The sequence below is a fragment of the Kitasatospora sp. NPDC094028 genome, from assembly GCF_049543595.1.
In the GTDB taxonomy this organism is placed as follows: Bacteria; Actinomycetota; Actinomycetes; order Streptomycetales; family Streptomycetaceae; genus Kitasatospora.
In genome coordinates this window covers 138,029-152,659 of record NZ_JBMVFA010000001.1, presented here as the reverse complement: position 1 = coordinate 152,659, position 14,631 = coordinate 138,029, and the positions used below count along the sequence as shown (strand labels likewise).

Sequence of the window (14,631 nt, the reverse complement as noted above, 5' to 3'; positions counted from 1 at the left end):
ACCCCCGCTCAGTGCGGGAACTGCCGGCGCGGCCGCTGCCGGGGCAGCTCGTCCTGGAACTCCGCGATGGTGGTCGCGATCTGGCGCATCACCACGGTGTGCTCCAGGCGGTCCAGGTAGCGGTTCTCGGCGGCCAGCGCCTCCACCGTCACGCCGAAGTAGAGCGTCATCAGCGGGTTGATGAAGAGCTGGCCGCCCTTCGTCCGCTCGGTGAACCGGACGTCGCCGAACTCGCCGCGCAGCGCGGCCGCCACCGAGCCGTTGACGATGCTGGGGTGATCGGGGAAGGCGGCCCGGGCGTGCTCGACGGCGTCCAGGTAGAGCGCGCCCTCGCGGCTGTCGCGCGGGACGGAGAAGGCACCGAGGTAGCCGCCGGCCCGGTCGATCGCGGCCAGGTTCTCCAGCACCAGCGAGTGGTTGACGCCGTGGTGGGCGTCGATGCCGAAGCCCAGGCAGGCGACCAGCCGTTCCGGCACCTCGGTCAGGCCGGCCACCGCGGCCAGGCTCGCCATGTCCTCCTCGGGCGTGCCGAGGCCCATCTCGTCGCCGCGCATCAGGATGTCGGTGCCGCCGTCGACCAGCAGGATCGCGTCCACGCCCAGGTGGCCGACCAGCCGCCGGTACGCCTCGCGCAGCGGCTGGACGCCCACCGTCGGGAAGGCCCACACGGTGTCGGGCATGCCGTGCAGCCGCAGCCAGCGGGCCAGCGTGCGCTCGGGGAAGTAGCCCTCGGGAGCGGGGGCGTCCGGCCGGATCCGGGCCAGGTCGGGCTCGTGCCACACCTCTCCGGGCAGGCCGTAGAGGTGCGTGAACGAGAGGTTGGCCAGGTGCACTTCCTTGCCGGCGGCGCGCAGGGCGAGGGCGATCGGGAGGCCGGCGTACACGTCGAAGCCGCCGCCGGCCCCGGCCACGAGGATACGCTCGGCGGCCAGCAGCCGGGTGATCAGCGGGGGTTGCAGCAGAGAGGTCATCGGCGGACGGTAGCACCGCCGGCGTGGGGGCGGGCCGGTCGGGATCGGACCGAGGTGCGCCCCGGGATCAACGGCTGACGTGGTGTTCGGCGAAGTGGTCCTCCTTGCCCGACTGTCGCATCCCCCAAGGGAGCATGGGAGTCGGGACTCCCATGGGCCCCCGACCAACTGTCGGCATATGCCGGAGACCTATGCCACGCGCGTAGATCGGCGGGCCGCGAAAAGACCCGGCGCTCAGTCCGCGACGTTCCCCGGGCCGCCGGACGGCAGGCCGTCCGAGGAGAGCTCGCCGAACGGGATGCCGATGGACCGCAGGCCGGCGGCAGGGAGGTCGGCGGCCGCGACACCGTCCGCCACGAGGTCGCCGGGCGAGCCCCAGAGCCGCGCGGTGCAGCGCTGGTAAGTGGCCTGCCAGTGCGGCCAGTTGCGCGCCACGTCGTCGTCGCATTCGGCCAGCAGCCGCTCGACCTGCGCCGGGTCCACCCCGTCCAGCAGCCAGGCCAGCGCGTCCGGGGTGCCGGGGCCCTCCGCCGAGCACAGCAGGTCCAGCAGCTCGCCCAGCCCGCCGAGCCGGGAGCCCTCCGCGACCACGAGCTCCATCCGGGGCAGCAGTTGGCGCTCCTCGATCCGCAGGTGGGTCTCCAGCCGGGCGGCCAGGTCCTCCATCGCGTAGGCGACCGGCCAGGCGCTGCCGGTGTCCCGGGTGGCGATCCGGACCAGCGTGGTCACCCGGGTGAACGAGTGGTCCAGCGCGTGGTGGTCGTCCTCCAGCCAGTTGAGCAGCAGCCGCAGCTCGGGCGCGAAGCGGCGCACGATCGGCCAGATCCGGGTGTCCTGCTGCTCGTGGTGGCAGGTGAGCATCGCGGTCATGAAGTTCCAGTGCCGCAGCAGCGCCTCGCCCTGGTCGTCCTCCCCGGGCTGGATCAGCCGCAGCGCGTTGGGCAGCCGGGCGAGGTCGCGCCGCAGCGCGGCGTGCACCAGCCGCAGCCCGGCGAACCGCATGGTCGCCGGCTCGTCGTCGGCGTCGCGCCCGTACGCGGTCGCTCCCCGGGGCTCGACCCCGGTCTGCGACCGCTGCTCGGGCACGGACGGGGACGGCTGCGGCAGGAGGTGGATCGGCATGGCACTCTCTTCACGGCTGGGGGCGGATGGCGGCTGCCGGTGGTGAGGCGGCCCATCCAAGGTGCTCGCAGTCGATCAGAAGCGAATCAATGTCCGATTGACGCGCAGGTCACAGGCGTTTTCGGCGCCCGGACCGGGCGCGCGGGAGCGGGCCCGGGCGGGGGCTCCGGGCCCGCCTCCGGGTAAGCCTGCGGGTACGCGAAGGCCCGGGGCACGCAGGGTGCCCCGGGCCGGTGGACCAGCGGGTCAGTCGGCGGCCGGGCCCGCCAGCTGCTTGGTCAGCCACTGCAGCGTGTCCGGGATCATCTTCTTGAAGTCCGAGGTCAGGTGCTTGCCGCCGGGCTGCTCGTAGTACTCGATGGACACCGGTGCGACGGCCTTCTTCACCCAGTTCGTGACCACGGCCTTCTCGTAGCCGTTGGCGCCGCCCGCGGTGACGTACATCTTCACGTCGGCCTTGCCCTGGGTGACCAGGATGTCGGGGTTGTTGGCCGCCTTCTCGGCGTCGTGGCCCTTCCACAGCCCGGAGTCCGGGATGAAGTAGCCGTCGATCGGCACCGCGGCCTTGTAGACGTTGGGGTACTGCAGGGAGAGCTTGGCGCTGCAGAAGCCGCCGGTGGAGGCGCCCATGATGCCCCAGCCGTCGCGGCCCTTCACGGTGCGGAAGTTGGCGCGGACGAAGTCCGGGATGTCCTCGCCCATCCAGGTGCCCATCTTGGGCTGGCCCGGGATGTCGGAGCAGTCCAGCGCGTTCTTCTCGTCGCTGTTGAAGTTCTGCACCGGCATGATCATGATGAACGGGTGGGCCTTGCCCTCCTTGACCAGCCGCTCGTCCTCCTCCTGGATCGGCAGCTGGTTGTCGGTCCAGGTGTTGTAGCCGTTGCTCTGGCCGCCCGCGTAGAGGGTGAGCACCGGGAAGCCGGTCTTGGCGTACTTGGGGTCGTTGTACTCGGGCGGCAGCCAGACCCAGACCTGGCCGGTCACGCCGGACTTCGCGCCGGTGACCTTGGTCGAGAAGATCGGGCCGGCGGCGGTGTCCCGGACCTTGCTGAGGCTCGCGGCCGGACCGGTGGGCATCAGCACCTTCCCCGAGGCGGGGGCGGTCGTCGCACCGGCCGCCGGGGCGCCGGCGGGGCTCGTCGGCGCGGCGCTGTCGGCCGCGGCCGGGGTGGCGTCCGCCTTGGCGCTGTCCCCCTTCCCGCCGCCGGAACTCCCCCCGCAGGCCGCGAGCGTGGCGGCCAGGGCGAGCGTGGCGGCGCCGGTCAGGAGGGCGCGGTAACGGGACGACTGCCTAAGCACGGTGAGGACTCTCCGACCGATGTCACACCCGGACCGTCTGACCGGGTGGTGGCCCCCCGGTGGGGCCGGACAGGCCCGGTAACGCGGTGCTGGTGCGTCCCCCGGGCAGCGGTTCGCCCTCCTTCACGGGCGGCGAACCTTCCTGCGATCCTATGACGTGGGTCGGGGTGGGCCGGTTGCGCGGTGGCCACCGGAAATCCAATGTTTGTTCGCGATCAGGTAAAACCCTTCACCGGGCCCGCCGAGCGGCGGGGGCCGGACGGCGGGGGCCATGGCCCGTACCACACAGCGCGGCACGGCCGTGGCTTCCTGCTTCAGCGACCTGTGCCGCCGTTGCCGACGGTCTTACCGAGTCTCCACAGGCTTTCGAGCCCGAAGGCTCCGTTCCCGCCCGTCCGGCGGTACCTGACATGGGCATCGCACTGGATGCCGGATCGCCTTGACAGCGATTCCCCCAGGGGAGGGGCCCTCGTCAACAGCGGGCTGACGAGGGCCCCGAAACCTCCCCGATTCGGCGACGGTTCACGGCCGGTTCGGCACCAGGACCGTCTGGCCGGGGCCCGCCCGCCGCTACGGCCGCCAGGTGTCGTTCAGTGTGACCGCGCCCGAGCCGGGCGCCGTCGCGGTCCGGTTGGCGCCGGACTCCCAGGTGACCGCGCCGCTCGCGTCCTTGCGCACGTACTTGTACTGGAAGGCGGTGCCGGGCGGCAGCGAGAGCGCCAGCGACCAGATCGGGTAGCCGGACGAGGACAGCGGCAGCGCCTTGGCCGGGTCCCAGCCGCCGAGCGCGGGGACGTCGCCGACCACGTAGACGTTCTGGCCGTACGAGGTGGTCGCGTTGACGTTGAACGAGGCGCCGGACACCGCCGCCCCGGGCTGGACGTACAGCGCGACCGCGTCGCCCGCCCCGACCGTCGCGGTGAACTGCCCGTTGGCGCCGACCTGGTACGTCGGGCCGGTGCAGCCGCCGCCCGGCTGCGGGTCGCCGTGCTGGACGTCGCAGTAGGTGCCGGCCGGCAGCCCGGTCTGGAAGGTCTGGGTGATCGCGCCGCTCTCGTGGTTGATCGCGACGTAGCCCCGGTTGCCGCGGCCGAAGGCGATCGCGTTGTTGCCGTTGGACCACCAGTCGGTCACCCCGGTGCCCGCGACGGCGTTGCGGAAGCCGACCATGTTGGCGACCTGCCGCCAGGCGTGGGTGCAGTTCCAGCCGTCCTGGTAGCAGGCGTTGACGGTGCCGCCGTTCGGCGGGCCGTCGTCCTTGTTGGTGAAGGCGTAGCCCGAGTACACGTTGGGCGAGCCGTACGTCGAGGCCAGCAGGAAGACGTTGGCCAGCGTGTAGGTGTTGCCGTAGGTGTAGTTGAGCGTGGAGCCGTTGCGCTCGGTGTCCCAGTTGTCGATGAAGCTGCGGGCCTGGTCGCTCGGCAGGTAGCCCCAGGAGGCGCCCCAGCCGTTGAGGTTGGCGAGCTTGTCGCTGGTGAAGATCCGCTTGAGGTCGGTGCCGACCCGGAACTCGTCGACGTCGCCGTTGCCGGTGTACTCGGTGGGCTGGATCGGCTCGCCGGCGCCGTAGATCACCTCCTGCACCCAGTAGGCGTTGGGGTTGGCCATCTTCGCCTTGATCGCGGCGAGTTCGGTGGCGGCGATGTGCTTGGCGGCGTCGATCCGGTAGCCGTCGACGCCGAGCGAGCCGAGGTCGTCGAGGTAGTGCGCGATGGTGGTCTGGACGGACGCGCTGCCGGTGTCCAGGTCGGCGAGGTTGACCAGTTCGCAGTCCTGCACGTTGGTGCGGTCCTGGTAGTTGGTGATCGGCTGGCGGCAGGTGTGGAAGTCCTGGTCCTGGTAGGTGCCGGGGTAGTTGTACTTGGTGTACGCCGTGCCGCCGGTGCCCGTTCCGGAGCCGGCCGACATGTGGTTGACGACCGAGTCGGCGATCACCTTGACGCCGGCGGCGTGGCAGGTGTCGACCATGTTCTTGAAGGAGGTGCGGTCGCCGAGCCGCCCGGCGATCTGGTAGCTGACCGGCTGGTACGAGGTCCACCACTGCGGGCCCTGGATGTGCTCCTGCGGCGGCGAGACCTCGACGAAGCCGTAGCCCTTGGGGCCGAGGGTGGAGGTGCAGGCCTGCGCGACGGAGTCGAAGCGCCACTCGAAGAGGGTGGCGGTGACGTCCTTGCCGTTGTTCGCGGGTGGGGCGGCCTGGGCGGTGGGGGCGGCTATGGCGGTGCTCAGCGAGAGCGCGAGCGCTGCCGAGGCGGCGAGCGCGCCGGCCGCGCGGGCAGGCCGGCGCGTGGGGGCGGTGGTGACCACGTCGTCTCCATGGGGGGTGGCTGGGGTGGGGGCAGCCGATTGCTCTGCAGGAAGTTTCTGTAACTTGCCGGAAACTTGCAGTGAACCTAGAGCCGTGGAAAGACAGCGTCAAGACCAGGGACAAAACGTTTCCGCATCGGTCCCCGGCGAGCATGACGAAGGCCCGGCAGCCGCAGCCGCCGGGCCTCCCACCTGTCCTGGTTCACCGGCCCCTCAGGAGCCGGTGCGACCTCAGCTGGTCTGGATGGAGGTGTCGTCGATCACGAAGCTCGTCTGCAGCGAGGAGTCCTCGACGCCGGTGAACTTCAGGGTGACCGTCTGGCCCGCGTAGGACGAGAGGTCGAAGGTGCGCTGCTGGTAGCCGGCGGCCGCGTCCACGTTGGAGTAGGTCTTCAGCGTGGTGCCGTTCACCGACACGGTCAGCTTGTCGTACGCGGTCGAGCCGGTCTCCGCGGTGTCGATGTGCAGCCAGAAGCTCAGCGTCGCCTTGCAGCCGGCCGGGATGCTCACCGTCTGGGACAGCGTGTCGGTGTGCGCGCTGCCGTAGCCGTTCAGCCAGGCCTTCCACGAACCGCTGTGCGCCGCCTGCGAGGAGCTGTTGTCGACCACGCCGCTCGAAGCCGTCCACGGCGCCGCCGTGCCCGTCTCGAAGCCCGCGTTGCCCAGCAGCTGCGCCGGGGTGCAGGTGCCACCGCCGCCACCGGTCACGGTCCAGGTGAAGCTGGTCGTGCCGGTCTTGCCGGCGTTGTCCTTCACCGTGACGGTGACGTTGGAGCTGCCCGCGGCGGTCGGCGAGCCGGTGATCGCGCCGGTCGAGGCGTTGATCGCCAGGCCGGCCGGCAGGCCGGAGGCCGAGTAGGACAGCGGCGCGGTGCCGCCGGAGGCCTTGATCGACAGGTTGACGGCGGTGCCGACCGCGGTCGACTGGTTGCCCGGGTTGGTGACGGTGACGCCGCCCGGGTTCGGCAGCGAGCCGACGTTGACGGCGGCCCAGGCGGTGGCGACCTGGTTGTACTCGGTGCTGTTGGCGCCGTACAGGTCGGTGGCCGCGTTCAGGGTCGCGGTGCGGGCGGCGGCGTAGTCGGTGGTGGAGGTCATGTACGCGGTCAGCGCCTTGTACCAGACCTGCAGCGCCTTGTCCCGGCCGATGCCGCTGACGGTGATGTTGTTGACCGTCGGGCTGTTGTAGTTGAAGCCGTTGATGGTCTTCGCGCCGCTGCCCTCGGACAGCAGGTAGAAGAAGTGGTTGGCGACACCGGACGAGTAGTGCACGTCCAGGTTGCCGACGCCCGAGTACCAGGAGTCGGCCGAGGAGCCGTCCGTGGAGGGCTTGTCCATGTAGCGCAGCGGCTTGCCGTCGCCGTTGATGTTGATGAGCTCGCCGATCAGGTAGTTCGGCGGGTTGGCGGGCAGGTTGGCGTAGAACTCGACGCCGGTGCCCATGATGTCGGAGGTCGCCTCGTTGAGGCCGCCGGACTCTCCCGAGTAGTTCAGGTTGGCGGTGGCGGAGGTGACGCCGTGGCTCATCTCGTGGCCGGAGACGTCGAGTTCGGTGAGCGGGTGGGTGTCGCTCGTGCCGTCGCCGTAGGTCATGCAGAAGCAGCCGTCGTCCCAGAACGCGTTGACGTAGCCGGTGTCGTAGTGCACCCGGCTCATGGCGCCGACGCCGTCGTTCTTGATGCCGCTGCGACCGAAGGTGTTCTTGTAGAAGTCCCAGGTGGCGGCGGCGCCGTACTGGGCGTCCACGGCGGCCGACTCGCGGTTGCTGACCTGGCCGTTGCCCCAGGTGTCGGTGGACTTGGTGAACAGGGTGCCGTTGCCGGACGTCCCGTTGTTCATGTCCGTGGTGTACTGGCCACCGCGGCTGGCGTCCTTGAGCTGGTACTGCGAACCGCTCTGGGTGGTGGTCAGCGGCACGTTGCCGACGAACACGCCGGTGCCGGAGCCGCGCTTGATGCCGTCCGCCTTGCTCAGCACCTCGCCGGTCTTGGCGTCGGTGACGACGTGCAGCTTGCTCGGGGTGCCGTCCGACTCCTTGCCGGCGACGACGGTCTCCCAGGCGAGCTTCGGCGCGTCGCCGGCGGCCCAGACGACCAGGCGCGGGGCGGTCTCGACGGAGCCCTGCTCGGCGGCCAGCGCGGCCTCCTGGGCCTTCGGCGCGGCCAGGGCCGGGGCGGTGTCGACACCGGCGAGGCTGGCCTGGCTGGCCTTGGTCACGCTCTTGGTGGCACCGGCCGCGTCCTGGTGGACGATCAGGTCGCCGCCGAGGACCGGGAGTCCGGCGTAGGTGCGCTCGTAGCGCAGGTGGCGGGCACCGTTGGCGTCCTGGACGACGTCCTTGGTGACCAGCTTCTCCTGGCCGCTGAGGCCGAGGGCCTGGGCGAAGGACGCGGACTGCTGGTTCGCGGAGGCGATCAGCGCGGCCCGGGAGGACTGCGCGGCGGCGACGGCGGTCGGCGCGTCGGGGGTGGCGGCCTGCGCGATGACCGGTATGCCGGTGACCAGCAGCGCGGTGGTGGCGGCCATGACGACCGCTGCCTTCCGGACGTGAGCGGAACGTGACATGCGGACTCCTTTTCCGACCGGGTGCCGGTTCGCACCCGGTGGAGAGAACCTGGGCCGCAGGGTTGCGGCGCAGTGGGGGCCCCCGCCCACGGTGTGTGGTGGGGGTGCGGTTGACGGTGCTCACTAGTCGTTGCAGGGACGCGCTGCACCTGGACTGGTCCTGCTGCACCGGGGGGTGGGGCCCCCTCGTCTGCAGCCGGAGGAATCGTGGCAGCAAACGGCTCGTTAATGACAGATGCATGCCACTGATTGGCCGATTCATTACCGAAACCGTATGGATGACCGGTCGTCAGTTGTGTTACGGCATGACCAAGCCTGAACACGGTTTTCATGCCCCCCGTGAAGTTCGATCACCATCGGCGGTCACTGACCAGCGGCCGCTTCCACCGCCCGTACCGCCGGGTAGGCGGCAGCGCCGCCCCTGCCCGGCACGTCACACTTCCGGCCGTGCCAAAGACTGTTTCCGGCCACCCCCGACCGGACGGCACCTCCGCGACACCCTCTGGTGCACCCCCCGCACGACGACGGCCCCCGCACCACCGGAACGGCGGTGCGGGGGCCGTGATTTTCCGGCCTCGGGACCGGATCGGGTCCGACGCCGGGTCAAACCCGGGTCAACTCCCACTCAAGGACGGCTCAGTTCTGCACGAACACCGCCACCGTCCGGCCCGGCACGGTGAAGGTGCCGGTCACGGCGTCGAAGCCGGACCGCTTCACCACCTGGTCCGCGCCGCCCGCCTGGACGGAGTGCAGCGCCTGGCTCGTCCCCTTCAGGGCGTCCACGGTCTGCGCCTGCGCGCTCGGCGTCGCGTTGAAGACCACCGTGACGCCCTTCTCCGCGCCCGCCAGCCCGGTGCCGTCCAGGTGCAGGGTGATCACCCCGGGCGTCTCGCCGGCCGTGCCGGAGAGCGGGTACGACAGCCGCTGCTGGACGTCGGCCAGGGTCGGCAGCGAGAACAGCGGCGAGGACCGCTTGATCCGCAGGAACTCCTGGAACTGCGCCGTGGTCGCCCGGATGTCCTCGGCCCCCACGGTCAGCTTCGGGTCGCCCAGCAGGGACTTGGCGGTCGGCCACAGCTCCTGGTTGTCCTTCGCCATCGGCAGGCCGCGGCCCCAGCCGTTGCCCTGCGTGGCGTCCCAGTGGATCGCGTTGAACCAGTCCCCCGAGTCGTAGGAGTTGGAGTCGAGCGACTTGGAGCGCAGCAGGTCGCTGCCGGCCTGGGCGAAGCCCGCGCCCTGGGTGAGCGCGGTCAGCGACAGCCCGAGCGCCTGCATCCGCGCGCGGTCGGCCGGCGAGGTGCCGGTCGGCAGCTTGTACGCGAGCGCGTCGAACAGGTCGGTGTTGTCGTGGGCGTCCACGTACTCCACCGCCTCGCCCGGCCTGGCGGCGTACCCGGTCGGGGCGCCGTTGTAGTCGACCTGGGCGCCGGTGACGGCCTTGCCCGAGCTGTCGGTGAAGGAGTAGCCGGCCAGGTTGCCGGTGAGCCCGACCTTCAGCTGGTCCATCTGGTGCAGCAGCCGGGCCTTCTGCTCCGCCGGACCGCCGTTCGCGGCCGAGCCGTTGGGGTCGGAGTACAGGCCGGAGGCGAAGCCCTGCTGCGGCGCGGAGTTCAGCATGAAGTTGCCGCCGCGGGCGGCGTCGCGCAGCCGGTCGTCGAAGGTGGCGATGCCGGTGCCGGCCATGTTCTGCTGGGTGGCCTGCTCGAAACGGGCGTTGTTCGCGACGGCGCCGAAGTTCCAGCCCTCGCCGTACAGGAAGACGTTCCTGCCGTCCACGCCGTCCGACTCCGGGGTCATCTTCCGCAGCGCGGCCTGCACGTCCAGCATGGTGGACTTCGGGTCGAGGCCCATCAGGTCGAAGCGGAAGCCGTCGACCTGGTACTCGCGGGCCCACAGGGTGACCGAGTCGACCACCAGCCGGTTCATCATGGCGTGCTCGGGCGCCGTGTCGGCGCAGCAACTGTCCGTCGTCACCTTGCCGTTGGCGTCCAGCCGCTGGTAGTAGCCGGGCACCACCCGGTCCAGCACCGAGTGCTCGGCCTGGCCACTGGCGGCGGTGTGGTTGTAGACCACGTCCAGCACCACCCGCAGCCCGGCCGCGTGCATCGCCTGCACCATCTGCCGGAACTGCAGCGTGCGGGCCGTGCCGGTCGGATCCGTGGCGTACGAGCCCTCCGGCACGTTGTAGTGCAGCGGGTCGTAGCCCCAGTTGTAGGCGTCGTCGGCGGCGACGGCCGCCACGCACTCCTGCTGCTTCGGCCCGTCCGGCGGGAGGGACTTGAGGTCGCAGGCGGGCAGCTTCTGGTCCGCCCGGTTCTCGTGGATGGTGGCGATGTCGAAGGTCGGCAGCAGGTGGACGGTCGTCACCCCGGCCTTGGCGAGGTCCCGGAGGTGCCGCATCCCGGCCGAGTCCGACTCGGTGAACGCCAGGTAGGTGCCGCGCTCGGCGGCCGGGACGGTCGAATCCTCCACCGAGAAGTCCCGGACGTGCAGCTCCTGGATCTGCTGCTGCGCGGGCGGGACGGCCTGCGGGCGGGTCTGCTCGTCCCAGCCCTGCGGCTTGAGCTCCTTGGCGTCCAGGTCGGCGACCAGGCTGCGCTTGGAGTCGGTGGCCAGCGCCACCGAGTACGGGTCGGTGACGGTGTTGACCACCAACTGCTGCACCGAGGGCGCCCAGACCTTCACCTGGTACAGGTAGTACTTGCCGTTCAACTCGCCCTTGTCGCGGACGAGTTCCCACACCCCGGTCTCGTCGTCCAGCTTCATCGGCAGCGTCTTCGGGGTGCCCCCGGTGGCGCTGTCGAAGACCTGGACGGACACCTGCTGCGCGGTCGGCGCCCAGAGCGAGAGGGCGACCTTGCCGTCGTAGTAGGCCGGGCCGAAGTCCACCCTGCCGGTGCGCCGCGCGTACAGGTCGTCCAGCACGCCCGGGATCTGCACGCCCGTGCCCGCCAGCACGGCGCCGTTCGGCAGGTGCTCGGTGAACAGCAGCTGGCCGCGCAGCGCGGCCGGGACGCGGGCGGTGTCCCGGGCGTCCACGGTGAAGGCCCGGTAGCCCGCCAGGTGCGGGTACTTCGCCTTCTGCGCGTCGGTCAGCCCGCCGGCGACGGGGGTGAGCCGGAGCCACCTGCCGGGCTTGCTCAGCACGCCCTTGTCGGCGCGGATGCCGCCCTCGGGGTCGTAGACCAGCTGGGCGCTGGTGCCGCCGGCCAGCGAGGCGTCGCTCGCGCCGTAGCCGGCCGGGACGACGACGCTCCGCGCGTCGATCCACTGGGCCCTGGCACCGCCCAGGTCGATCTGCGAGGAGGCGGCCGGGTCCTGCGGCAGCAGGTAGCCCTCGCGGCCGCCCAGGATCCAGACCTCCTTGCCGTTCACGGCGAAGTCCAGCGACTGGTCGGCGGGCAGGTCCTTGTCGTTGCCGTTGTGCAGGATGTAGCTGAGGCTGGTCGCGCCGGGGGCCAGCGGCACCTCGAAGACGGCGCCGAAGGCGTCGCGGCGTGCGGGCAGCAGCGGCTTGCCCCAGTCGGTGGGGGTGGCGGCGCCGGTCCAGTCGTGCAGGCCCCAGCCGTCGTAGTTCCCGTCGGCCCGGTTGTAGTGGATGACGGCGGTGTTCGCGGGCTGGCTGTCGGCGGGCCCGGGGTTGGCGGTGCGCACGGTCGGGTCGCCCTGCTTGAGCCAGACCTCCCCGGCGGCGCCGACGTCGAGGTGCCGGTCGGCGTCGACGTCCTTGGTTCCGTTCTTCTCCACGATGAAGCCGAGGTCCGAGGCGCCCGGCTTCAGCTTCACGTACGCGAAGGCGCCGTACGCGTCCCGCCCGGTGAAGGGGTGTCCGGCGGGCCACTGGGTGCCCTCGCCGTCCGCGAGGTCGCCCCAGGCGTAGAGGTTCCAGCCGTCGTAGTCGCCGTCCGGCCGGTTGTAGTGGACGACGGCGTACGGGCGGGCGCCGGCGGTGGGCGCCGGTGCGGGTGCGGGGGTGCCGGTGGTGAAGCTCGCGGTGGCGGAGCGCAGGTGGCCGCCGGAGTCCTGCACGACGGCCTTGTAGCGCACCACCGTGCCGGGGGCGACGCCGCCCAGGTCCTGGGTGACGGCGTACTTCCCGGTGTCCGAGGTGCCCAGCGTCCGCCAGGGCCCGTCGCCGATCTGCGCGGCGAAGCTGACCCGGTTGAAGCCGCCGTCCGCCTTCGCGCCGATGGTCACCAGCCCGGTGGAGCCGTCCGCGGGCGGCTGCACGGACAGCTGCGGCGCGGCGCCGACCGGCGCGAGCCTGCCGCCCGCCTTGAACACGACGGAGGACAGCGCCGGCACGGTGACGGTCACCTTGCGGTCGGCGCCGGAGGTCAGCGAGGCACCGGCCGCCGGATAGATCCGGTCGAAGCCCATGCCCGCCGAGAAGGTGTCCAGCGTGACGGTCTTCGCCTCGGCGGCGTTGTTCACCGCCACCAGGTACTCGACCTGCTGCCCGGCGTCGATCCGGGAGAAGGCGTACACGCCCGCGCCGTCCGCCGCGTAGCGCTCGATCTGCGCGCCGTCGGCCAGGGCCGGGTTGTCCCGGCGCAACTGGGCCAGCCCGGCGATGCCCCGGTACAGCTCGCCGCCCTGCCCGTACCGGTCGGCCGGCCCGGAGGCGCCGCCGAGCACCCGGTCGCCGTTGTAGGAGGCGGTCTTCGAGGCGAACATGTCCTGCCGGGCGTCCTTGTCGCCGCCGGCGCCGGTGAAGCCCTGCTCGTCGCCGTAGTAGACGACGGGCTGGCCGCGGGTGAGGAACTGCAGCTCGCTGCCGAGCCGGTCCTTGCGCAGCAGGGTGGCCTCGTCGGCGCCGGGGTTGTCGGCGAGCAGGAAGGAGCCGAAGCGGCCCATGTCGTGGTTGCCGAGGAAGGTCGGCAGCTCGTAGGCGTCGGTGTCGGCGCTGGTGTAGCGGTAGTCCTGGCCGTACACGTCGGCCAGGTTCTTCGCCGAGCCGCCCTGGGAGACGTACGAGCGGGCCGCGCCCTGGAACGGGAAGTCCAGGGTGGCCTGCAGCCTGCCCTTGGTGACGTACGGCGAGGTGACCGCGGGGTCGCCGGAGTAGACCTCACCGAACATGAAGAACTTCTTGTTGCCCTGCTTGGCGGCGAAGTCCTTGAGCGCGGGCGCCCACTGCTGCCAGAACGCCATGTTCACGTGCTTGACGGTGTCGATCCGGAAGCCGTCCACGCCGGCGTCCTTGACCCACTGCTGGTAGACCTTCTCGAAGCCCTGCACCACCCGGGGGTTCTGGGTGTCGAGGTCGTCGAGGCCGCTGAAGTCGCCCTCGGTGGCGGACTCGCCGACGAAGGTCGAGTCGCCGCGGTTGTGGTACAGCGCCGGGTCGTTGAGCCAGGACGGGCTCTTGGCGCCGGCGTCGGCCGGGGTGCGGAAGACCGGGGTGTAGGGGAACGAGTCCCTGGTGATCCGCGGCCAGGGCGCGCCCGCGTCGGCGGTCGCGGTCTCGTCGACGGGGTTGCCGTCCGCGTCGAGCGTCGGGTACGCGCCGGTCGAGCGGTAGGCGTGCTGCTGCTCGGCGTAGTCGATGACGTCGGCGGTGTGGTTGGTGATGACGTCGAAGAAGACCTTGATGCCGCGCGCGTGCGCCTTGGCTATCAGCTCCTTCAGCTGCTCGTTGGTGCCGAAGTGCGGGTCGACCTGGGTGAAGTCGGTGATCCAGTAGCCGTGGTAGCCGGCCGAGGCCTGGTCGCCGGTGCCCTGCACGGGCTTGTTCTTGAAGATCGGCGCCATCCAGATCGCGGTGGTGCCGAGGTTCTGGACGTAGTCGAGCTTCTGGATCAGTCCGGCGAGGTCACCGCCGTGGTAGAAGCCCTTGTCGGCGGGGTCGAAGCCGTTCTCCAGCCGCCCGCCGGTGATGCCACCGGTGTCGTTGGCGGTGTCGCCGTTGGCGAAGCGGTCGGGCAGGACGAAGTAGAACTGCTCGCGGCTGAGGTCGTGCCGCCCGGCGGTGGCCGCGAGCGCGGCGTCGGAGGGCGGGGCCGGCGGGGCGGCGGCGAGGGCCGCGGGGGCGCCGCCGAGCGTGGCGGCGGTCAGTGCGGCGGCGAGCAGGACGGCCGTGCGGCCGCCGCGTCTGGTCCGGACCGCGGGTGGGGTGGTGCTCCGTGGACGGCGGAGCGGCGTATCGGCCACTGGGGCTCCCTCGGGGGAAGGGGTCGATCGAGTTGCCAGGAAGCTAGCGGCCTGCAATATGTTTCAGCAAGGTGCAGAAACGGTTTCGGGCCCGGAAACTCGGGCCCGCCCGGGTCATCGCCACCCCGATTACGCCGGTGGAACGGTCGGCGTGACAATGGGACGTATGTCCGTCCCACCGGTAAGCACCAGACCCGATCAGGCCCCCTACCCC

The 14,631-nt window shown here is 71.2% G+C and carries 6 protein-coding genes; all 6 read right to left on the bottom strand.

Annotation, left to right across the window (positions count from 1 at the left end; all coding sequences use genetic code 11):
- Positions 1 to 8: 8 nt before the first annotated feature.
- Positions 9 to 971 (bottom strand): DUF1152 domain-containing protein, encoded by a 963-nt coding sequence (locus ACPC54_RS00660; RefSeq protein ID WP_498959640.1) that lies wholly within the window; start codon positions 969 to 971, stop codon positions 9 to 11.
- Positions 972 to 1,205: 234 nt separating this feature from the next.
- Complete coding sequence (locus ACPC54_RS00655; RefSeq protein WP_498959638.1) at positions 1,206 to 2,093, bottom strand: hemerythrin domain-containing protein; 888 nt, start codon at positions 2,091 to 2,093, stop codon at positions 1,206 to 1,208.
- Positions 2,094 to 2,339: 246 nt separating this feature from the next.
- Positions 2,340 to 3,392: an alpha/beta hydrolase gene (locus tag ACPC54_RS00650; protein ID WP_498959636.1), complete on the bottom strand. Its 1,053-nt coding sequence runs from the start codon at positions 3,390 to 3,392 to the stop codon at positions 2,340 to 2,342.
- A 570-nt stretch (positions 3,393 to 3,962) separates the two neighbouring features.
- Positions 3,963 to 5,699: a carbohydrate-binding module family 20 domain-containing protein gene (locus tag ACPC54_RS00645; RefSeq protein ID WP_498959634.1), complete on the bottom strand. Its 1,737-nt coding sequence runs from the start codon at positions 5,697 to 5,699 to the stop codon at positions 3,963 to 3,965.
- Between the two features lie 231 nt (positions 5,700 to 5,930).
- On the bottom strand, positions 5,931 to 8,264 hold the full coding sequence (locus ACPC54_RS00640) for a M4 family metallopeptidase (protein WP_498959632.1): 2,334 nt from the start codon (positions 8,262 to 8,264) through the stop codon (positions 5,931 to 5,933).
- A gap of 636 nt (positions 8,265 to 8,900) precedes the next feature.
- Positions 8,901 to 14,417: a pullulanase-type alpha-1,6-glucosidase gene (gene pulA, locus ACPC54_RS00635; protein ID WP_498959630.1), complete on the bottom strand. Its 5,517-nt coding sequence runs from the start codon at positions 14,415 to 14,417 to the stop codon at positions 8,901 to 8,903.
- Positions 14,418 to 14,631: the final 214 nt, after the last annotated feature.